The sequence below is a fragment of the Halomonas kalidii genome, assembly GCF_030010475.1.
GTDB classification, from domain to species: domain Bacteria; phylum Pseudomonadota; class Gammaproteobacteria; order Pseudomonadales; family Halomonadaceae; genus Halomonas; species Halomonas heilongjiangensis.
Genome location: NZ_JASCQN010000050.1, coordinates 49,455 through 70,982, shown reverse-complemented (window position 1 = coordinate 70,982; position 21,528 = coordinate 49,455). Strand labels below are relative to the sequence as shown.

The 21,528-nt window shown below is 68.4% G+C and carries 17 protein-coding genes; 1 reads left to right on the top strand and 16 read right to left on the bottom strand.

All coding sequences use genetic code 11. The features are described 5' to 3' along the window. Positions 1-126 precede the first annotated feature (126 nt). From QLQ85_RS16175 to rho, 6 genes are all read right to left on the bottom strand, one after another. On the bottom strand, positions 127-1,191 hold the full coding sequence (locus QLQ85_RS16175) for a 3-deoxy-7-phosphoheptulonate synthase (protein WP_282739936.1): 1,065 nt from the start codon (positions 1,189-1,191) through the stop codon (positions 127-129). A 537-nt stretch (positions 1,192-1,728) separates the two neighbouring features. After that, positions 1,729-1,854, bottom strand: coding sequence for a hypothetical protein (locus QLQ85_RS16170; RefSeq protein WP_282719877.1), 126 nt, complete (start codon positions 1,852-1,854; stop codon positions 1,729-1,731). Between the two features lie 46 nt (positions 1,855-1,900). Continuing rightward, the gene (gene folM, locus QLQ85_RS16165) at positions 1,901-2,614 is read right to left on the bottom strand and encodes a dihydromonapterin reductase (protein ID WP_282739935.1); all 714 of its coding nucleotides are present in this window, start codon (positions 2,612-2,614) and stop codon (positions 1,901-1,903) included. Further along, positions 2,611-3,390: an NAD(P)H-flavin reductase gene (locus QLQ85_RS16160; RefSeq protein ID WP_282739934.1), complete on the bottom strand. Its 780-nt coding sequence runs from the start codon at positions 3,388-3,390 to the stop codon at positions 2,611-2,613. The genes folM and QLQ85_RS16160 overlap by 4 nt, the downstream gene beginning before the upstream one ends. After that, complete coding sequence (gene ubiD / locus QLQ85_RS16155; protein WP_282739933.1) at positions 3,387-4,883, bottom strand: 4-hydroxy-3-polyprenylbenzoate decarboxylase; 1,497 nt, start codon at positions 4,881-4,883, stop codon at positions 3,387-3,389. The genes QLQ85_RS16160 and ubiD overlap by 4 nt, the downstream gene beginning before the upstream one ends. A 76-nt stretch (positions 4,884-4,959) precedes the next feature. After that, entirely contained in the window at positions 4,960-6,219 is a 1,260-nt protein-coding gene (gene rho, locus QLQ85_RS16150; protein WP_102627000.1) for a transcription termination factor Rho, read from the bottom strand. Positions 6,220-6,676: 457 nt separating this feature from the next. On the opposite strand from rho, the gene ppx reads away from it, so the two are divergent. Next, positions 6,677-8,221, top strand: coding sequence for an exopolyphosphatase (gene ppx, locus QLQ85_RS16145; RefSeq protein ID WP_282739932.1), 1,545 nt, complete (start codon positions 6,677-6,679; stop codon positions 8,219-8,221). Here ppx and tilS read toward each other — a convergent pair. The 10 genes from tilS to bamA form a co-directional block, all read right to left on the bottom strand. Continuing rightward, positions 8,151-9,479: a tRNA lysidine(34) synthetase TilS gene (gene tilS, locus QLQ85_RS16140; RefSeq protein ID WP_282739931.1), complete on the bottom strand. Its 1,329-nt coding sequence runs from the start codon at positions 9,477-9,479 to the stop codon at positions 8,151-8,153. The genes ppx and tilS overlap by 71 nt on opposite strands. Before the next feature lie 149 nt (positions 9,480-9,628). Beyond that, positions 9,629-10,582: an acetyl-CoA carboxylase carboxyl transferase subunit alpha gene (gene accA / locus QLQ85_RS16135; protein WP_282739930.1), complete on the bottom strand. Its 954-nt coding sequence runs from the start codon at positions 10,580-10,582 to the stop codon at positions 9,629-9,631. 290 nt (positions 10,583-10,872) lie between these two features. Further along, positions 10,873-14,373 carry a DNA polymerase III subunit alpha gene (gene dnaE, locus QLQ85_RS16130; protein WP_282739929.1) on the bottom strand — a complete coding sequence of 1,167 codons (3,501 nt, stop codon included), beginning with the start codon at positions 14,371-14,373 and terminating at the stop codon, positions 10,873-10,875. 23 nt (positions 14,374-14,396) lie between these two features. Beyond that, a complete protein-coding gene (rnhB, locus tag QLQ85_RS16125) occupies positions 14,397-15,011 on the bottom strand; it encodes a ribonuclease HII (RefSeq protein WP_282739928.1) in 615 nt (204 codons plus the stop codon). Beyond that, positions 15,008-16,210, bottom strand: a complete 1,203-nt coding sequence (gene lpxB, locus QLQ85_RS16120) for a lipid-A-disaccharide synthase (protein WP_282739927.1) — start codon at positions 16,208-16,210, stop codon at positions 15,008-15,010. Before lpxB ends, rnhB begins: the two co-directional genes overlap by 4 nt. A gap of 16 nt (positions 16,211-16,226) precedes the next feature. Beyond that, entirely contained in the window at positions 16,227-16,994 is a 768-nt protein-coding gene (lpxA, locus tag QLQ85_RS16115; protein ID WP_282719867.1) for an acyl-ACP--UDP-N-acetylglucosamine O-acyltransferase, read from the bottom strand. Further along, on the bottom strand, positions 16,991-17,434 hold the full coding sequence (gene fabZ, locus QLQ85_RS16110; RefSeq protein ID WP_110282967.1) for a 3-hydroxyacyl-ACP dehydratase FabZ: 444 nt from the start codon (positions 17,432-17,434) through the stop codon (positions 16,991-16,993). The genes lpxA and fabZ overlap by 4 nt, the downstream gene beginning before the upstream one ends. A 149-nt stretch (positions 17,435-17,583) precedes the next feature. Beyond that, entirely contained in the window at positions 17,584-18,624 is a 1,041-nt protein-coding gene (lpxD, locus tag QLQ85_RS16105; RefSeq protein WP_282739926.1) for a UDP-3-O-(3-hydroxymyristoyl)glucosamine N-acyltransferase, read from the bottom strand. Between the two features lie 27 nt (positions 18,625-18,651). Further along, positions 18,652-19,158 (bottom strand): OmpH family outer membrane protein, encoded by a 507-nt coding sequence (locus QLQ85_RS16100; protein WP_282719866.1) that lies wholly within the window; start codon positions 19,156-19,158, stop codon positions 18,652-18,654. Between the two features lie 24 nt (positions 19,159-19,182). After that, positions 19,183-21,522 (bottom strand): outer membrane protein assembly factor BamA, encoded by a 2,340-nt coding sequence (gene bamA / locus QLQ85_RS16095; RefSeq protein ID WP_282739925.1) that lies wholly within the window; start codon positions 21,520-21,522, stop codon positions 19,183-19,185. Between the last annotated feature and the right edge of the window lie 6 nt (positions 21,523-21,528).

The window sequence follows — 21,528 nt, the reverse complement described above, 5'->3', positions numbered from 1 at the left end:
ATTCCTTCTTCGCTTGCAGGACCGGGGTTGGCCATCCATGGCCAACCCGTTCGGCGGAGTCCGCCTCACCCCTGGCGAATGACCTCCTCTTCGGCCTGCCCCCGGCGCCCCTCGCTACGGACCATCTCAGCGCAGGCGTTCTGCGGCGCTAAGCAGCAGCTGCTCGGTGGTCTCCCAGCCGAGGCAGGCGTCGGTGACCGAGACCCCGTAGCGCAGCTTGCCCGGCGCCAGCGGCTGCTTGCCCTCGTGCAGGTGGCTCTCGATCATCAGGCCACACAGGGCCGACTCGCCGGCCAGGCGCTGGGCCAGCACGTCGCGCATCACCTCGCCCTGGCGGCGGTGCTCCTTGCGCGCATTGGCGTGGCTGCAGTCGACCATCAGCCGCGGCGTCAGGCCGGCCTGCTCCAGGGCCTGGCGTGCCGCCGTCACGTGAGGCGCCTGGTAGTTGGGCTCGCCGTGGCCACCGCGCAGCACCAGGTGGGTGTGGGCGTTGCCCGCCGTCTCCTGCACCACCGGACGCCCCTCGGGGTCGAGGCCGAAGTGGCGATGGGGATGGGCGGCGGCGCTCATCGCGTCCAGTGCCACCTGGATATCGCCGCTGGTGGCGTTCTTGAAGCCCACCACGGCCGGAATCCCGCTGGCCAGTTCCCGGTGCAGCTGGGACTCAGTGGTGCGGGCGCCGATCGCGACCCAGGCCAGCAGGTCGTCGAGATAGGGCGCCAGCATCGGCTGCAGCAGCTCGGTGGCCAGCGGCAGGCCGAGCTCGGCGATGTCGCGCATCAGCCGCCGCGAGAGTTCCAGCCCGGTCGCCATGTCGCCGCTGCCATCCAGGTCGGGATCGTAGGCGAGCCCCTTCCAGCCCACGGTGGTGCGCGGCTTCTCCACGTAGACCCGCATCACCAGCAGCAGGCGGTCCTCGACCCGCGGCGCCAGCTCGGCCAGGCGTCGGGCATAGGCCAGGGCCGCGTCGGGGTCATGGATGGAGCAGGGACCGACGACCACCAGCAGGCGGTCGTCGCGGCCGTCGAGGATGTCGCGAATGGCCTGGCGCTGGCCGGCGATGCGCGCGGCGAGCCCCGGGGGCAACGGCAGGGCACGGCAGAGCTCGCCGGCGGTGGGCAGGGCCCGGACAGGATGGCGGGCCGGGCGGGCGGTGTCGTTCAGGGTCGCGGTGGCAAGCGAAGCGGTCATGGTATCAACTCCGGGAAACGGACAGACATCGTGTCGTGGGACACATCATATTCATGCCACCGGTGGTACCACGGTCGGAGGTGGCGCACTGGGCCGACCGCGCGTCGCTAAATCGCCAGGCCCCGTAATAGCCACGGCCGAGGGTCGTGAAGCAGGGCTGGTAAGCGATGGTGGCGGTCATGGTGCGTCTCCTCGATGCGGGTCTCTGTGTCGTCCAGAGCCGAAAGGCAGAACCCCCGGGCGGGGTTGCCGTCCGGGGGTTCTGTGGTGGAGGCAACCCTTGGGGGCGTGCCTCGCGACGATGTCTCTGCTCAGTCTGTCGTCAGGACATGGCCACCGGCACGCCGGTGCTAAACCAATACCCGAACCAGTAGCGACGCCCCGTAACAAGCGCCTCACCACGGCCAGCGGTCACCACGCCGCGGGCGGCGTTCGGGCAACGGGGGGCAGGATGGCGGGGCGAGGTCATGGTCATCTCCTGAGCGATACGAGCATCGTGCCGTGCCGACGGGGATTTGGCAAGGCCTTCGGCGTCACTCAGGCAAAGTACTGCACCCAACCGATGGTCGCCGGCAGTGCGCTCATGCTCACCAGGACCACCAGGCCCAGCACCACGGCCAGCAGGCCGCTCTCGTCCTTGAAATTCTCGTCGTGTCCGGCCATCTGTCACTCCTTCTTCGAGGGTTGCGTTGTCGGGGTGGTGGGGATTCTAGCGGAGATGCCGTCCGCCATCGACCGGTAGTGTGACCCCGGTCACGTAGCGATTGTCGAGCAGGTAGCGCAGGCTCTGGTAGATCACCCCCGGCCCGGGAACCATCCCCATCGCCGACTGGGCCCTGGCCTTCTCGACATAGGCCTCGCTGTCGCCCTCATTGAGCATGATCAGCGCCGGGGCGATGGCGTTGACCTGGATCGCGGGAGCGTACATGGCCGCGAAGGAGAGCGTCAGATTGGCCAGCCCCGCCTTGGTGGCGGCATAGCCGGCATGCCCCCTCGAGCCTTGCTGCACCACGTGATCGGTCAGGTGCACGATGTCGCGCTGGGGCTCGCTGCACGCCTCCAGCAGCTCGCGGCAGTGCAGGTTGATCAGGTAGGGGGCCAGCATATGCACCCGGAACAGCCGCTCGAAGGTGGCCCCGGCCTCCTCGCCGGTGGCGTCCGGTGCCCAGTCGCTGGCGTTGTGGACGATCGCCCGCAGCGACCCGGTGTGTGCCTTGAGCCGGGCGATAAAGTCGAGTATCCCCGCCTCGGTCGAGAAGTCGGCCTTGAGTGTCACGATGCCCCGCTCGCGCAGCTCATCCAGCTCGGGGCGCTCGCGGCGGTAGCTGACGATCACCGGATGGCCATCGTCGCGCAACCGCTCGGCGCAGTGGCGACCCAGGCGGCGTGCACCGCCGGTGATCAGGATCGGCGAGGCGCTCATCCGCGCCCCTCCCTCACCAGGCTGCCCACCGTGGGCACCAGCGGCTCCCGGGGGGCGTAGGCGAAGACATCGGAGAAGACCCGCGAGCGCTCGAGCCCCAGGGACGCCAGCACGTCGACGCAGGCGTAGACCATGCCCGGTGACCCCGAGAGGTAGACGTCCTGGCCGGCGATGTCGTCGAGGCTCTCGGCGAGGGCCTGGTCGATGCGACCGAGGTGGGCGAGTACCCGCTCGCCCGCCACGGGCTCCTCGGGCGCTTTCTCGGTCACGACGTGGAAACGGACGCCCGCGTGGGTCTCGGCCCACTCCCGGGGCAGCCACTCCAGATAGAAGTCGCGATGCTCCCGTGCCGCCCACCAGAGGTCGATGCGGCGCTCGGGGTCGGCGTGCAGTGCCGCCTCGACGATCGCCTTCATCTGGGCGAACCCGGTGCCGGCGGCGACCAGCAACAAGGGCCGCGTGCTCTCCGGGTCGAGCACGCAGTCGCCACCCGGCAGGCGCAGGGTGAGCCGCTCGGCCACCTGGACCAGCTCGCGCAGTCGCGCCGAATTCTCGCGCTCCGGCCAGTGCTGGATATGCAGCTCGATCACGCCGTCGCCGCCATGGGCGTTGGCGATCGAGAACGGTACCCAGGTCGCGTCGTCGAGCTTGAGCTCCAGATACTGGCCGGGCGCGTGGGCCACGGCCTCGGCTCGGCCTTCCAGGGTGACGCGGAAGACGTCGGGGGTGAGATCCTCCACCTCGGTCACCTGGCAGGTCAGGGTCCTTGCCGTCATGAATGCCTCGTGTCGTTGTCGGGGGGGAGCACGATGCCCAGGTCGTCCCAGCGGTCGTTGACGCGGGCCTTGATGGCCTCGTCCATGACGATGGGCGTGCCCCACTCGCGGTCGGTCTCACCGGGCCACTTACCGGTGGCATCCAGCCCCATCTTGGAGCCCAGGCCGGCCACCGGCGAGGCGAAGTCCAGGTAGTCGATGGGGGTATTCTCGACCAGCACGGTGTCCCGGGCCGGGTCCATGCGGGTGGTGATCGCCCAGATCACGTCCTTCCAGTCGCGGGCATCGACGTCGTCGTCGAGCACTACCACGAACTTGGTGTACATGAACTGGCGCAGGAAGCTCCACACGCCCATCATCACCCGCTTGGCGTGGCCCGGGTACTGCTTCTTCATGGTCACCACCGCCATGCGGTAGGAACAGCCCTCCGGTGGCAGGTAGAAGTCGACGATCTCGGGAAACTGCCGCCTCAGGATGGGCACGAAGACCTCGTTGAGCGCCAGCCCGAGGATCGCCGGCTCGTCGGGCGGGCGACCGGTATAGGTGGAGTGATAGATGGCGTTCTCGCGCATGGTCATGCGCGTCACCGTGAACACCGGGAACTGCTCGACCTCGTTGTAGTAGCCGGTGTGGTCGCCGTAGGGACCCTCCGGCGCCATGTCATCGGGGTAGATGAAGCCCTCGAGGATGATCTCCGCCGAGGCCGGCACCTCGAGGTCGGCATGGCCGCACCTGACCAGCTCGGTGCGCGAGCCACGCAGCAGCCCGGCAAAGGCGTACTCGGAGAGCGAGTCCGGCACCGGGGTGACCGCGCCGAGAATGGTCGCCGGGTCGGCGCCCAGCGCCACCGCCACCGGGAAGGGCTCGCCGGGGTGGGCCCGCTGGAACTCCTGGAAGTCGAGCGCCCCGCCACGGTGGGAGAGCCAGCGCATGATCAGGCGATTGCGGCCGAGCTTCTGCTGGCGGTAGATGCCGAGGTTCTGGCGCTTCTTGTGCGGTCCGCGGGTCACCACCAGGGCCCAGGTGACCAGGGGCGCCACGTCGCCCGGCCAGCAGTGCTGGATCGGCAGGCGGTCGAGGTCGACCTCATCGCCCTCGTAGGCCAGGGCCTGCACCGGGGCCGAGCGCACCGTCTTCGGCCCCATGCTCATCACCTGCTTGAAGATCGGCAGCTTGCTCCAGGCGTCGCGCAGGCCCCTGGGGGGCTCGGGCTCCTTGAGGAAGGCGAGCAGCTCGCCCACCTCGCGCAGGGCGGCGACGCTGTCCTGTCCCATGCCCATGGCCACCCGCTGCGGCGTGCCGAACAGGTTGCCGAGCAGCGGCATGGCGTGTCCCTTGACGTTCTCGAACAGCAGCGCCGGCCCGCCGGCGCGCAGGGTGCGATCGCAGATCTCGGTGATCTCGAGGTAGGGATCGACCTCGGCGGTGACGCGCGTCAGTTCCCCGTGGGCTTCCAGGGCGGCGATGAAGTCGCGCAGATCCTTGTACTTCATGTATGAAGTTCCCGTTTCCCGAACGACGAAAGGGGCAGAATAACATCTGCCCCTTTGCGGTGCCGCGGCGCCGGCGTTAGCGGCGCTTCATGGCCTCGAAGAACTCCAGGTTGGTCTTGGTGTCCTTGAGACGGTCGATCAGGAATTCGGTGGCCGCGGTGTCGTCCATGGGATTGAGTAGCTTGCGCAGGATCCACATGCGCTGCATCTCGTCCTCGGAGGCGATCAGGTCCTCGCGGCGGGTGCCGCTGCGGCGGATGTTGAGCGCCGGGTAGACCCGCCTCTCGGCCAGCTTGCGGTCGAGATGGGCCTCCATGTTGCCGGTACCCTTGAACTCCTCGAAGATCACCTCGTCCATCTTCGAGCCGGTGTCGACCAGGGCGGTGGCGATGATGGTCAGGCTGCCGCCCTCCTCGATGTTGCGCGCGGCACCGAAGAAGCGCTTGGGCTTCTCCAGGGCGTGGGCGTCGACGCCCCCGGTGAGCACCTTGCCCGAGGAGGGCACCACGGTGTTGTAGGCTCGCGCCAGGCGGGTGATGGAGTCGAGCAGGATCACCACGTCCTTCTTGTGCTCGACCAGGCGCTTGGCCTTCTCGATCACCATCTCGGCGACCTGGACGTGACGCGCCGGCGGCTCGTCGAAGGTCGAGGCCACCACCTCGCCACGCACGGTGCGTGACATCTCGGTCACCTCTTCCGGGCGCTCGTCGATCAGCAGCACGATCAGGTGGCACTCGGGGTTGTTGCGGGTGATCGAGGTGGCGATGTTCTGCAGCATCAGCGTCTTGCCCGCCTTGGGCGGCGAGACGAGCAGGCCACGCTGGCCCTTGCCGATGGGCGCGGTCAGGTCGATGATCCGCGCGGTGAGATCCTCGGTGGAGCCGTTGCCGATCTCCATGCGCAGCCGTTCCTGGGGAAACAGCGGCGTGAGGTTCTCGAACAGGATCTTGTGCTTGGCGTTCTCCGGCTTGTCGAAGTTGATCTCGCTGACCTTGAGCAGCGCGAAGTAGCGCTCCCCTTCCTTCGGCGGACGAATCTTGCCGGAAATGGAGTCGCCCTTGCGCAGGTTGAAGCGCCGGATCTGCGAGGGCGACACATAGATGTCGTCGGGCCCCGCGAGGTAGGAGCTGTCGGCGCTGCGCAGGAAACCGAAGCCGTCCTGGAGGATCTCCAGCACCCCATCGCCGTAGATGGCTTCGCCGCTCTTGGCGTGCTTCTTGAGGATGGCGAAGATGATGTCCTGCTTGCGGGACCGTGCCAGGTTGTCGATGCCCATCTCGCGGGCGATCTCCAACAGCTCCGGCACTGGCTTTTGCTTGAGTTCGGTAAGATTCATCGGTGTGTTCAGAAGTTGCTCTTGGAAGCCGGGCGGCAGTGCGCCATGCGGAAAGACAGGGGCGAGACGAATACGCCGCGTGAGTGCGTTCAGGGCCCTCGCAGGCATCCACTCGTCGTATCGCGGGGCTCGTCAGGAAGTACGGACCGGGGGCAGGCGACCGGAAAAGTGGTCACCGCGGCGATGACAGATTCGAGGGAGCAGCATCATTTTCGCCTGATCAGCGGTTCACGGCAACATGGCCATGATTGCACGCTGACGCAGTGGGCTTTCTGACGACTTGGAAACTGACCGAGACGGGGACGCCGTGTAACGGTCGGGAAGCATTCGGAACAGGCGAACGCCTCGATACTAGTCAAGGGCGCGGACAAACGCAAGCCCCTGCCGGACGAGCCGCCACAATTGACAAGCCCCGGGGGTGCCCGCACCCTTGGCGTCTCGACCGAAGGACACCTGCATGAACCAGCCCACGGCCAGGCACCCCCACCGCTCCCGGGTGCCCGCGAGCCGGCCGGCAACGGCCCCGCGGCGCCTCGCCGCCATCGACCTCGGCTCCAACAGCTTCCACCTGCTGGTGGCCAACTACCAGGACGACCGGCTGCAGGTGGTGGCCCGGCTCGGCGAGAAGGTCCAGCTGGCCGCCGGCCTGGACGACGAGGGCCAGTTGAGCGAGCCGGCCATGCAGCGCGCCCTGGCGTGCCTGGCCCGCTTCGCCCCCTTCCTCGAGGGCATCGCCCCCGGCCATCTGCGGGTGGTGGGCACCAACGCCCTGCGCGATGCCGCCAACAGCCAGGCCTTCATCGAACGCGCCGAGGCGCTGCTGGGCAACCGCATCGAGATCGTCGCCGGTCGCGAGGAGGCGCGCCTGATCTACCTGGGCGCCGCCCACGCCCTGGCCGAAGATGGCCGACGGCTGATCGTCGACATCGGCGGCGGCTCCACCGAGTTCATCATCGGCGAGCGCTTCGAACCGCTGGCCCTGGAGAGCCTGCGCCTGGGCTGCGTGACCTTCACCCGCCGCTTCTTCGGCGACGGCGAGATCGGCGAGAAGCGCATGCGCCGCGCCGAGCTCGCCGCCCTCTCCGAGCTGGCCTGCATCCGCCGCCCCTACCGGGAACTGGGCTGGACCGACCCGGTGGGCTCGAGCGGCACCATCAAGGCCGCCGCCGCGGTGATGGCCGCCGCGGGCGCCGCCCCCGAGGGGATGATCACCCGCCAGGGGCTGCGCGACCTGCGCGAACGGCTGATCGCGTGCAAGCGTCTCGACCGGGTCGCCATGGAAGGCCTCAAGGCCGACCGGGCGAGGGTCTTCCCCGCCGGGGTCGCGATTCTGGTCGCCATCTTCGAGGCCCTGGGGCTCGAGCAGATGCGCTACGCCGACGGCGCCCTGCGCGAGGGGGTGCTCTACGACATGGTAGGACGCCACGGCCTGGAGGATTCGCGGCTCAAGACCCTGGCCGGGCTCGAGCGCAGCTACGGCGTGGACGCCCGCCAGGCGTCCAATGTGGCCGACACCGCCCGGGCCCTGTTCGAGCAGGTCCGCGTGCCCTGGGGGCTCGACGACGACCAGGCGCGTTTCCTCGGCTGGGCCAGCCGGCTCCACGAGATCGGCCTGGCGATCTCCCACAGCCAGTTCCATCGCCACGGCGCCTACCTGCTGGAGCACTCCGATCTCGCCGGCTTCTCGCGGCCCGAGCAGCGGCTGCTGGCCTTCCTGGTCCGCGCCCACCGCCGCAAGTTCCCGCTCAAGGAGTGGCAGGCCCTGCCCGCCTCGGAGCAGTGCTCCCATGCCCGACTGGCCCGGCTACTGCGCCTGGCGGTACTGCTCAACCACTCCCGTCCCGAGCAGCCTCCCGCCCCGCCTCGCCTCGAGGCCAGCGGCGACGGACTGCGGTTGCGGCTCGACGGCGGCGACGACCAGGCGCTGCTGCTCACCGACCTCGAACAGGAGGCCGGCTACCAGCAGGCGGCCGGATTCCCGCTGGCCCTGGCGCGTCGCTGAGCCAGCCCTCGGCGACCGCGAGCCAGCGCCCCTCCCCGGCATCCAGCACGGCCACGGTGTCGCTGTCCTGGTGGACCACCAGCAGCCGCTCGCGGACCCAGGGCGGCACGTCCAGCTCCTGTAGCAGGCGCTTCAGGTCCCGCCGACCGCGCCCGGCCAGTCGCAGCCACTCGCCGCCCCGGCGTGGGGCGACCCGCAGCCGCACCGGCTCACCGTCATCGCGCACCAGGCCCACTGCGACCTCGCCCAACGGCGTCATCAGCGCTGCCTCACCATCCCAGTCGGCCTGCCAGCCCACCGGCAGGGGCGATACCGGCGCCAGCAGGTAGAGGTGGTCCCGCCAGAGCCGCGCCTCGGCGCCCGGCCACGCCACCCGCACCTCGGCATCGGGTCGTGCGCCGAGCTGCGCCAGCAGCGTCTCCAGGCGCCTCGCCGGCGGCGTGGGCAACCCCAGTTGCCCGGAGGCGTAGCGGATCAGCAGCCGCCGGCGCTCCGCAGGGAGCTCGGCCAGTTCCGCCACGGGCAACCGCTCGGCATCACCGCCCAGGCGTGCGAGATCCCGTGCGGCCAGCGCCTCGAGCAACGCATCGGCCTCGCCGGCATGCCCGGCAGCAGCGGCCAGTGCCGCGCCGGCATGAGGCCAGCGGCTCTCGAGCAGCGGCATCACGGTGCGGCGCAGGAAGTTGCGATCCAGGGTGGTGTCAGCGTTGGAAGGATCCTCGACCCAGGCGAGGTCGAGCCGGGCCGCCTCGGCCTCGAGCTCGGCTCGCGGTCGACCCAGCAGCGGGCGTGCCACCCCCCGGCCCTGCCAGTCGCGGCGCGGCGGCATCGCCGCCAGGCCGCGCACCCCGCTGCCGCGCAGGGCGGCGAGCAGGAAGGTCTCGGCCTGGTCGTCGCGGTGCTGGGCCAGCCACAGGGTCTCGCCGGGCGAGACGCGCCGGGCGAAGGCGGCGTAGCGGGCTTCGCGGGCCGCGCCCTCGAGGCCCGCTCCCACCGGATCGACGGTGACCCGCTCGAGAAACAGCGGCACGCCGAGCCGCGAGGCGAGCCGGCGGCTGTGGGCCGCGAAGTCATCGGCGGCGACCTGCAGGCCATGGTGCACATGCAGGGCCCGGAGCGGACGGGGGTAACGCCGGCAGGCATCGGCGGCCAGGGTCAGCAGCAGCGAGGAGTCGAGCCCACCGGAGAGCGCGACCCAGACGCAATGCCCCGGCGGGGTCTGGGCCAGGGCGTCATCGATAAGAAGCTGAAGGGACATGGCACGCACCCTGATAGGCAAATCGCCGAGGCTGTCCCTGTGGGGTCAGACCCCAGCCGAATTGCCAGGCCTGTCATCGTGCATGTGACGAGCGGATTCGACACCGCCGGGGTCTGACCCCACAGGGCCAGGTCGCCGAGATACGAAGCTTATGCCGGCGCCCCATAGCTCATCAGTCGCTCATACCGCCGCTCGAGCAGGGCATCGCTGTCCATGGCGTCGAGGCGATCCAGGCTCTCCAGCAGCGAGTCCCGGACCCGCTCGGCGGTGGTCACCGGATGGCGGTGGGCGCCGCCCAGGGGCTCCTCGATCAGGGTATCGACGAAGCCCAGCTCCTTGAGCCGCTCGGCGGTGATGCCCATGGCCTGGGCCGCATCGGAGGCCTTCTCGGCGCTCTTCCACAGGATCGAGGCACAGCCCTCCGGCGAGATCACCGCGTAGGTGGAGTACTGCAGCATGGCGAGCTCGTCGCACACGCCGATGGCGAGCGCTCCCCCGGAGCCGCCCTCGCCCACCACGGTGGCGATGATCGGCGTCCTGAGGCGTGACATCACCGCCAGGTTGTAGGCGATCGCCTCGCTCTGGCCGCGCTCTTCGGCATCGATGCCCGGATACGCCCCCGGCGTATCGATGAAGGTCAGCACCGGCATCCGGAAGCGCTCGGCCATCTCCATCAGGCGGCACGCCTTGCGGTAGCCCTCGGGGCGCGGCATGCCGAAGTTGCGGCGCACCTTCTCCTTGACGTCGCGGCCCTTCTGGTGGCCGATCACCATCACCGGACGGTCGTCGAGGCGGGCGACGCCGCCGACGATGGCGGCATCGTCGGCGAAGTTGCGATCACCATGGAGTTCGTCGAAGTCGGTGAAGACATGCTCGAGGTAGTCCAGGGTGTAGGGGCGCTGGGGGTGGCGCGACAGCTGGGAGACCTGCCAGGGGGTCAGGTCCTTGAAGATCGACTCGGTGAGCTTGCGGCTCTTCTCCTCGAGCCGGCCGATCTCGTCGTTGAGGTTGACCTGGCTGTCGTTGCCGACCAGGCGCAGCTCCTCGATCTTGGCCTGGAGTTCGGCGATGGGCTGTTCGAAGTCGAGATAGTTGGGATTCATTGGCCAGATGCCTTGTCGTGTTTCACCGCCCTGACCATCGAGGCCAGGCACGGCGCGAGAAATGAAGTGGCTGGCATTATCGCACCCTCAACGCGCGGCGCAAGGCGACTCCTTCACAGGCTTGCATCGCATGCCGCGGGGCGCCGGGGACAGCCCTAAGGGGAGGTCATTTGCCATGGATGGCAAATGTTGCGCCCAGGGACGGGTTCACAGCGCCTCCCCGAAGGGCTGTCACCGGCTCGGCCCCGATGCCTCGACGCCAGGGAATCCGGGCCATGAGATTCACAAGCTCAGCGGTATTTCAGCCGAACGCCATCCTGCCCCTGCACCTCGCGCAGGGCGATCAGCAGCTCGTCGCTGGGGGAGACCTTCCACTCATCGGCCAGTTCCAGCCAGCCGACGGCCTCGCCATTGCGGTAGCGCAGCCGTACCGGCAGGCCATCGCCGTCACGCCAGGGAGCAAGGCTGTCGCGCAGGCTGTCGACCAGCCGGCCGTTGGCCCGGGCGCCGTCCAGTGACAGCTCCACCGCCTGGCCGTAGCGGGTGCGGGCCGCCACCATGGGGGTGACCTCCTTGCCGCGCAGGCGCAGGCCGCCGGAGTAGTCGTCGCTTGCCACCTCGCCCTCGACGATCAGCACCTGATCGGCCTCGATCTGGCCGCGCAGCTGGTCATAGAGCTCGCCGAACAGCGACGCCTCGATGCGCCCGGTGCGATCGTCCAGGGTGACGAAGGCCATGGTGTCGCCGCGCTTGGACTTCATGGTGCGCACGCCGATCACCAGCCCGGCGACCCGCTGCGGCTCCCGCGACGGCTTGAGATCGCTGATGCGGGTGGAGACGAAGCGCTCGAGCTCCTTCTCGTACTCGTCGATGGGGTGGCCGGTCAGGTAGAGCCCCAGGGTCTCCTTCTCGCCGGCCAGGCGCTCCTTGTCGGTCCAGCCGCGCACCGTCAGGTAGTCGGCATAGGCATCCCCTGCCGCCTCGTCGGCGAAGGCCTCGCCGAACATGTCGATCATGCCCAGGCTCTGGTTGGCCTGGTTCTGGGCCGCGGCCTTGAGGGCGTCGTCCAGGGCAGCGGCAAGCACCGAGCGGTTCGGCCCCAGGTTGTCCAGCGCCCCGGAGCGGATCAATGCCTCCAGGGTGCGCTTGTTCATACGCCTGGGGTCGACCCGCCGGCAGAAGTCGAACAGGTCGGCGAACGGACCATCGGCCTCGCGGGCCTCGACGATGGCGCCGATCGGCCCCTCGCCCACGCCACGGATGGCACCCAGTCCGTAGACCACCCGGCCCTCGGTGTCGACGGTGAACTTGTAGCCGCCGATATTGACGTCCGGCGGCGTCACGGTAAGACCGATTCGCCGCGACTCCTCGATCAGCGGCACCACCTTGTCGAGGTTGTCCATCTCGGTGGACATCACCGCCGCCATGAAGGGGCCGGGATAGTGCGCCTTGAGCCAGGCGGTCTGGTAGGAGACCAGGCCGTAGGCCGCCGAGTGGGACTTGTTGAAGCCGTAACCGGCGAATTTCTCCACCAGATCGAAGATGTTACCCGCCAGCTCCTTGTCGATGCCGTTGGCCGCACAGCCCTCCATGAAGCCGGCGCGCTGCTTGGCCATCTCCTCGGGCTTCTTCTTGCCCATGGCGCGGCGCAGCATGTCGGCCTGACCCAGGCTGTAGCCCGCCAGCACCTGGGCGATCTGCATCACCTGCTCCTGATAGAGGATGATGCCGTAGGTGGGCTCGAGCACCGGCTTGAGCCACTCGTGCTGATAGTCCGGGTGGGGATAGGAGAGTTCGGCGCGGCCGTGCTTGCGGTTGATGAAGTCGTCGACCATGCCCGACTGCAGCGGCCCTGGGCGGAACAGGGCGACGAGGGCGATCATGTCCTCCAGCGAGTCGGGCAGCAGGCGCTTGATCAGCTCCTTCATGCCACGCGATTCGAGCTGGAACACCGCCGTGGTCTCGGCGCGCTTGAGCATCTCGAAGGTGGGCCCGTCATCGAGCGGGATGCTGTCGATATTGAGCGGCCCCTCGCCCTTGACGGCACGCACCTTGTCGACCATCTCCAGCGCCCAGTCGATGATGGTCAGGGTGCGCAGGCCGAGGAAGTCGAACTTGACCAGCCCGGCCTCCTCGATGTCGTTCTTGTCGAACTGCACGACCAGGCCGTTGCCCTCCTCGTCGCACAGCAGCGGCGAGAAGTCGGTGAGCTTGGTGGGCGCGATCACCACGCCGCCGGCGTGCTTGCCGGTGCCCCGGGTGATGCCCTCGAGCTTGACCGCCATCTCCCAGATCTCGGCGGCCTCCTCGTCATTCTCGACGAACTCCTTGAGCGCCGGCTCCGCCTCGATGGCCTTGGCCAGGGTCATGCCGACCTCGAAGGGAATCAGCTTGGAGAGCTTGTCACCCAGCGAATAGGGCTTGCCCTGGGCGCGGGCCACGTCGCGCACCACCGCCTTGGCGGCCATGGTGCCGAAGGTGACGATCTGCGACACGGCGTTGCGGCCGTAACGGTCGGCGACGTACTCGATCACCCGGTCGCGCTTCTCCATGCAGAAGTCGACGTCGAAGTCGGGCATCGAGACCCGCTCGGGGTTGAGAAAGCGCTCGAACAGCAGGTCGTACTGCAGCGGATCGAGATCGGTGATCTTCTGCGCGTAGGCCACCAGCGAGCCGGCACCGGAGCCGCGCCCCGGCCCCACCGGGACGTCGTTGTCCTTGGCCCACTGGATGAAGTCCATCACGATCAGGAAGTAACCCGGGAAACCCATCTGGATGATGATGTCGAGCTCGAAGTCGAGGCGCTGCCGGTAGCGGGCGTCGATCTCGGCCCACTCGGCGCCGTCGCGCGGGTACTTCTCGGCCGGATAGAGGAAGTCGAGGCGTTCGGTGAGCCCGTCATGGGAGACCTTGCGGAAGAACTCGTCCTGGGTCATGCCCTCGGGAATCGCGAACTCCGGCAGGAATATCTCGCCCAGGCGCACGTCGACGCTGCAGCGTGCGGCGATCATCACGCTGTTCTCGAGCGCCTCGGGGATGTCGGCGAACAGCTCGGCCATCTCCGCGGGGCTCTTGAGGTACTGCTCCTCGGTGTAGCGCCGCTCGCGTCGCTTGTCGTCGAGTGCCTTGCCCTCGCCGATGGAGACCCGGGTCTCGTGGGCCCAGTAGTCGTCGCGCTCGAGGAAGCGCACGTCGTTGGTGGCCACTACCGGCGTGCCGGTCTCGATGGCCAGGTCCACCGACAGGTGCACGCACTCCTCTTCCATCGACCGGCCGGTGCGGATCAGCTCCAGGTAGAAGCGCCCGGGGAAGGCGGCGTTCCATCCCTCGAGCAGGGCGCGAGCCTCGTCGTGGTGATCGCTGAGCAGGTGCCGACCGATCTCGCCCTCGCGACCGCCCGAGAGCGCGATCAGCCCCTCGCTCGCCGCCAGCACCCAGGCCTTGTCGAGCAACGCCCGGCCCTGGCGCTGCCCCTCCATCCAGCCCCGCGAGATCAGCTCGGTGAGGTTGCGATAGCCGACGTCGTTCATCGCCAGCAGGGTCAACCGGTAAGGGTGCTCCTCGTCGTAGGGGTTGGCCAGCCACAGGTCGGCCCCGATGATCGGCTTGAGGCCGGCGCCTTCGGCGCCCTTGTAGAACTTGACCAGGCCGAACAGGTTGGCCTCGTCGGTGACCGCCAGCGCCGGCGCCTCGTGCGCCACCGACGCCTGGATCAGCGGCTTGAGCCGCACCAGGCCATCGACCAGGGAGTATTCGGTATGGACGCGGAGATGTACGAAGGGCGTGGTCATGTTGAACTCAAGGGTTTGGTGGTTCAGAACAGCGCCAGCTGACGCCTGACCGGGCCGAAGGAGCGGCGATGCTCGGGAAGCGCGCCGAGACGCTCCAGGGCGGCCAGGTGCTCGCGGGTCGGGTAGCCCTTGTGGCGGGCGAAGCCGTAGTCGGGATAGCGGGCATCCAGCGTCACCATGTCGGCATCCCGAGCCACCTTGGCGAGTATCGAGGCGGCGGCGATGGCCGGATGGCGGGCATCGCCCTTGACCACCGCCTGGCCAGGAACATGATGCCCGGGCAGGCGATTGCCGTCCACCAGCAGATACTCCGGGGCCACCGACAGGGCATCGATGGCCCGCCGCATCGCCAGGTGGGTGGCATGATAGATATTGAGCTCATCGATCTCGGCGGCGCTCGCCTCGGCCACGGCGAAGGCCAGCGCCCGGCTGCGGATCTCGGCATCCAGCGCCTCGCGCCGCCGGGCGCTCAACTGCTTGGAGTCGGAGAGCCCGGCGATGGGCCGGGCCGGGTCGAGGATCACCGCCGCCGCCACCACGCTACCCACCAGGGGGCCGCGACCGACCTCGTCGACCCCGGCCAGGCGGGTGCCGCGATAGCCGATCTCCAGCGGCGGCAGGTCACGCACGCTGCTCATTGGCCTACCCCCTCGGGCGTCGCCTCCAGGGTCGAGACGCTCTCGGGCAGCGCGCGACCCTCCACCAGCGCCTCTATCGCCTCGGCCGCGCGGCGGCTGGCATCACGCTGCAGCCCTGCATGCATCTCGGCGAAGCGAGTCTCCAGGGCCGCACGCCCCTCGGCATCGTCGAACATCGCCGCGAGCCGCTCGGCAATTGCCTGCGGGGTCGCCGCCTCCTGGATCAGTTCCGGCACCAGCGCCTCGCGGGCGATCAGGTTGGGCAACGAGATCCACTCGGTCTTGACCAGCCGCCTGGCCAGCCAATGGGTCGCCGGGGCCATCTTGTAGGCCACCAGCATGGCGCGATGGCAGAGCATCGCTTCCAGCGCCGCGGTGCCCGAGGCGAGCAGCACCGCGTCGCTGGCCACCATGGCCTCCCGGGCCTGGCCGTCGAGCAGGCTCACCCGTTCGGCCAGGCCAGGCCGCATATCCAGCAGCGACTCCAGTTCCTCGCGGCGCCTTGGCGTCGCCGCCGGCACCACTACCCGCAGCTCGGGACGCGAGGCACAGAGCCTCTCGGCGGCGTCGAGGAAGGTCGCCCCGAGGAAGCGGATCTCGTTGGCCCGGGAACCCGGCAGCACGGCAAGCACCGGCGCCTCGGGCGCCAGTCCCAGCTCACGTCGCGTGGCGGTGCGATCGTTGACCAGCGGCAACTCGTCGGCCAGCGGATGACCGACGAAGGCCACCGGCACCCGGTGGCGAGCATAGAAGGCCGCCTCGAAGGGCAGGAAGGTGAGCATGGCATCGACGGACCTGGCGATGCCCTTGACCCGGCCCTGGCGCCAGGCCCACACCGAGGGGCTGACGTAATGGGCGGTGGTGATACCGGCCTCGCGCAGCTGACGCTCCAGCCCCAGGTTGAAGTCGGGGGCATCGATGCCGACCATGATATCGGGCCGCCAGTCGAGGGCATCCTGCCGGAGGGTACGCCTGACCCGGATCAGCGCGGGCAGGTGCCTGATCACCTCCACCAGGCCCATCACCGAGAGGGTCTCCAGGGGAAAACGACTGTCGATGCCCTCGGCGATCATGCGCGGGCCGCCGATGCCACGGAACTCGACGCGCGGGTGGCGCGCCTTGAGCGCGCGCATCAAGCCGGCGCCGAGGATATCGCCGGAAAGCTCGCCCGCGACGAGGTAGACGCGTCGAACCGTCATCTCGGCGATACCATGATCAGCGGATGATACCGCGGGTCGACACCTCGATGGAGGTGGCGAAGACCTCGGTCTCGGGCAGGGAGAAGCGCTCGCGAATCCCCTTCAGCGCCTGCTCCACGGTCAGCCCCTGGCGGTAGACCAGCTTGTAGGCCTCGCCCAGTGCCTTGATCGCCTCCTTCGAGAAGCCACGGCGCTTGAGCCCCACCAGGTTGAGGCCATGGACCTCGGCCGGGTTGCCGTTGATCATCACGTAGGCCGGGGTATCCTTGGTGATGATCGAGCCGCCGCCGGCCATGGCGTGGGCACCGAAGTGACAGAACTGGTGAATGGCGGAGAGTCCGCCGAGAATCGCGTGGTCACCCAGGGCCACGTGGCCGGCCAGGGTCACCTGATTGGCCAGGATGCAGTCGTTGCCGATCACGCAATCGTGGCCCACATGCACGTAGGCCATGAACAGGTTGCGCGAACCGATGGTGGTCTCGCCACGGTCCTGGACGGTGCCGCGGTGCAGCGTCACCCCTTCGCGGATGACGTTGTCGTCCCCCATCACCAGGCGAGTCGGCTCACCGCTATACTTCTTGTCCTGGCAATCCTCGCCCACCGAGGCGAACTGGAAGATGCGGGTGCGTGCGCCGAGCACGGTGGGGCCCTTGACCACCACGTGCGGGCCGATCCGGCTCCCGGGCCCGACCTCGACGTCGGGCCCGATCACCGAGAAGGGCCCCACCTCGACGTCGTCGGCCAAGCGCGCCGCGGGATCGATGATGGCAGTGGGATGAATCAAGCGACCTTCCTCTCGGCACAGATGATTTCGGCCTCGCAGGCCAGCTCGCCGGCCACCGTGGCCCGGCAGGCGAATTTCCAGATGCCGCGCTTCTCGCGAACCACGTCGGCCCGCAGCACCAGCTGGTCGCCGGGCATCACCGGGCGCTTGAAGCGGACATTGTCGCTGCCGACCAGGTAGTAGACATAGCCGTCGGCGGGCAGCTTGTTGACGGTCTTGAAGCCGAGGATGCCGCAGGCCTGGGCCAGCGCCTCGATCACCAGCACCCCGGGCATGATCGGGTGGTGGGGGAAGTGGCCATTGAAGAACGGCTCGTTGATGCTGACATTCTTGTAGGCGACGATGGATTCGCCAAGGGCAAGCTCCGTCACCCTGTCCACCAGCAGGAAGGGATAGCGGTGGGGCAGATACTCACGAATCTCGTTGATGTCCATTACCATCGTTACGACCTCTGAAATGACGAAATGCCCGCGGCACGGCGGGCACGAGCCGGCGGCCTCGGCCGTCGGACAGGCGGTGGATTATAGCGCCCCTCACCGTGCGCTCAACCGCCCTCCCCTCCACGACAGCGTTCACGAGCGTGGCGGCCTCAGCCGCCACGCCCGGACTTCTCGAGTCGCACCAGTCGCTTGGCGAGATCGTCGAGCTGCTTGAAACGCACGGCATTCTTGCGCCACTGGGCGTTCTTCATTGCCCCGGTGCCCGACGAATAGACTCCCGGCTCGAGGATCGAGTTGGTCACCAGGCTCATCCCGGTGACCTGCACCCCGTCGCAGATGGTGAGATGGCCCGAGAGTCCCACGCCACCGCCGAGCATGCAGTGCTTCCCCACCCGGGTGGAGCCGGCGATGCCGACGCAACCGGCCAGGGCGCTGTGATCGCCGATCTGCACGTTGTGGGCGATCTGCACCTGGCTGTCGATCTTGACGCCGTTGCCGATGACCGTGTCACCCAGCGCCCCGCGGTCGATGCTCGAGCAACTGCCCACCTCGACGTCGTCGCCCAGCACCACGCCGCCGAGCTGGGCGATCTTGTGCCAACCCGCGCCGTCGTGAGCGAAGCCGAAGCCGTCGCCGCCGATCACGCAGCCGCTGTGCAGGATGGCCCGTTCGCCGATCATCACGCCATGGCAGATGGTGACATTGGCATGCAGGCGAGATCCCGCGCCGATACCCGAATCGGCGCCGACCACGCAGCCCGGGCCGATCACCACGTCGTCGCCCAGGGTGGCGCCCGCCTCGATCACCGCCTGGGGGCCGACCTCGACCCTCTCGCCGAGACGAGCACTCTTCGCCACCACCGCCGAGGGGTGGATGCCCGCCGGTGCACGACTGGCCAGGGGATCGAACAGCCGCGACAGTGCGGCATAGGCCAGGTAGGGGTTGGCCAGTTCCAGCCGGTCCACCGGGCACTCCTCGCCAAGCTCGGGCGAGAGCAGCACCGCGGCGGCACGGGTGCCCGGCAGGTCCTTGAGATAGGCACGGTTGGCCAGGAAGGCGACCTGCTCGGGCCCGGCGTCCCGCAGGGTGGCCAGGCCGCTCACCCGTCGGCCGGCATCGCCGATCAGATGGGCGTCGAGTCGCTCGGCGAGCTCGCCGAGGGTGAAAGTGGGGGAGTCTGGATGCGTCATGGGACCTGATCCGGTTGAGTCGCCCGCTCAGAAGAGCGAATTGAGGACCTGGGTCACCTCGTCGGTCAGGTCCGGCAAGTCACGGTCGGCGTGCAGCACCCCCTGGGGCTCCACCAGCACCTCGACGCCGTGACGCTCGATGACCTGGTCCACGGCCTGCTCCAGCTTGGGCTCGGCCTCCTGCAGGAACTGCTGCTCGGCCTGCTGCTGGGCCTGCATGATCTGGCCGCGGAGCTGTTCGAACTCGGCGCCCTTCTGCTGGAACTCCTGCATGGCCGACTGGCGGTCGGACTCGGACATCGCATCCCCTTCCTGCTGCAGGCGCTGCTGCATCTGCTGCAGTTCCTCGCCCAGCGACCGGGCCTGTTGCTGCTGGCCGCCGATGCGGCCCTCCAGGTCGCTCATGGAACGCTGGGCCGCATCGGTCTCCATCAAGGCACGGCGCCAGTCGAGCATGGCCACCTCGGCGGCCTGGGCCGGCAAGGCGAGAGCTGCGAGCAGCAGCAGGCTGAGGGCGGCGGTCAAGTGGCGCATGGTCTTGCTCCTTGCAAGGCTCGATCAGAAGGTCTGGCCGAGCGAGAACTGGAAGAACTGGGTATCGTCGCCACTCTCGTCATTGAGCGGCTCGGCGATGCTGAAGGTCAGCGGTCCCACCGGGGTCAGCCAGGAGAGGCCGATGCCCACGCTGTAGCGCAACTCGCCCAGGTCGACGCCGGAGCTGCAGTTCGAGGTGCCGTCCTGGGTGGCATAGCAGTCGGTCAGGAAGGTGTTGCCGGCATCCACGAACAGCGAGGTCTGCATCGAGCGGCGGTCCTCGACGAAGGGCAGCGGGAAGAGCAGCTCGGCGCTGCCCTGCATCATCACGTTGCCGCCCAGGGTGCGGTCGCGGTCGCCGCCCGGGGGCGGGGTGGCCCGCGGCCCCAGGGTATTGGCGGTGAAGCCGCGCACCGAGCCCAGGCCGCCGGCAAAGAAATTCTCGTAGAACGGATAGGGGTCGTTGCCGACGCTGTCGGCATAACCCACTTCGCCGCTGAACTTCAGGGCCCAGTCATGGGCCTCGCTGAGCGGGAAGAGCTGGCGGGCCTGGGCGCGGAGCTTGTAGTACTCGGCGTCGCTGCCCGGTACGGCGCTCTCCAGCGACAGGCGCTGGTAGTTGCCGGCGGTGGGCATGATGCCGCGATTGAGGTTGTTGCGGGTCCAGCTGGCGGTGAGCTTGAGGCTCTGGGCGTCGGCGCCCTGGTCCTCCACGTACTGCTGGATCTCCTGGGACGTGTCGCTGTAGGTCTTGATCGACAGGTCCTCCACCGAGGCGCCGAAGTTGAGCCGGGTCAACTCGTTGATCGGATAGCCGAAGTTGATGCCACCACCGTAGGCGTCGGTGGAGTAGGTGGAGATATCGGAGTCCTCGTAGTCGGTCTCGCGGTAGAAGAGGTTGTAGCCCCGCGAGATGCCGTCCAGGGTCCAGTAGGGATCGGTGAAGCCGAAGTTGACGCTGGTGAAGGTGTCGCTGCGCTGGGCGCCGATATTCACGCGGTTGCCGGTACCGAGGAAGTTGTTCTGGGCCAGCGCCGCGCCGTAGATCACGCCGGCGCTCTGGGAGAAGCCGATGCTCGCCGACACCGACCCCGAGGGCTGCTCCTCGACGGTGTAGGTGACGTCGAGCTTGTCGGACTCGCCGGCCACCGGCTGGGTCTCGACGTCGACCTGGCGGAAGAAGCCGAGACGCTCGAGGCGCTGGCGCGACTGGCTGATCGACTCGGTGGAGGCCGGCGCCCCCTCGAGCTGGATCATCTCGCGGCGCAGCACCTCGTCCTGGGTGGTGGTGTTGCCGATGAAATTGATGCGCCGCACGTAGGCGCGCTGCCCGGCATCCACCCGGAAGGTGAGATCCACGGTCTCGCCGTCGGCGGCGATCTCCGGCACGCCGTCGACGTTGGCGAAGGCGAAGCCCTCGGCACCCAGGCGCGAGCGCAGTGCTTCGGAGGAGGCGGTGACGTCGCTGCGCGAGAAGATCTCGCCACTCTCCACCTGCAGCAGGTCACGCGCCTCGCGCTCGCCGATCTTCAGGTCGCCGACGAAGCGGATGTCCCCCAGGCGGTACTGGCGCCCCTCGTCGACATTCACGGTGATGAAGATCTGCGACTTGTCGGGGCTGATCGAGACCTGGGTCGAGGTGATGGCGAAGTTCACGTAGCCACGATCGAGATAGAAGGAGCGCAGCCGCTCCAGGTCGCCGGAGAGCGCTTCTCGGGAGTACTCGTCGCTGGAGAACCAGCCGAACAGGCGCCCGGGCCGGTCGTCGAGCTCGAAGACGTCGCGCAGGGTCTCGTCGTCGAAGTCCTGGTTGCCAACGATGTTGATCTGGCGGATCCTCGCCACCGCCCCCTCGTTGATGTCGATGTCGACCTCGACCCGGCCCTCGTCGATCTCCTCGACGCTGGCATCGATGGTCGCGCTGTAGCGGCCCTGGCCCTGGTAGACCCCCTCGAGCTCGCGCTGGATCTCCTCCAGGGTGGAGAGCTGCAGCACCTGGCCTTCGGCCAGGCCGGCCTCCTCGAGGCCCTGGCGCAACTCGTCGTCGCCGATCTGGCTATTGCCGGTGATGTTGAGGCGGGTGATGGTGGGGCGCTCGACCACCTGGATGATCAGGACGTCGCCGTCGCGGGCGAGCTGGATGTCCTCGAACAGGCCGGTGGCGAACAGGTTGCGCGTCGCCTCCGCCAGTTCACGGTCATCCACGCGATCGCGGGCGCTGACAGGAAAGGCATTGAATACGGAGGCCGCGGAGACCCGCTGCAGTCCTTCTACCCGAATGTCGGAAACTTCGAAAGGTTCCGCCTGGGCCAGGGTGGCCCCGGCGAGCAGCAGTGTCGCCAATCCGATGGTCTTGATTTTCATGCAGTC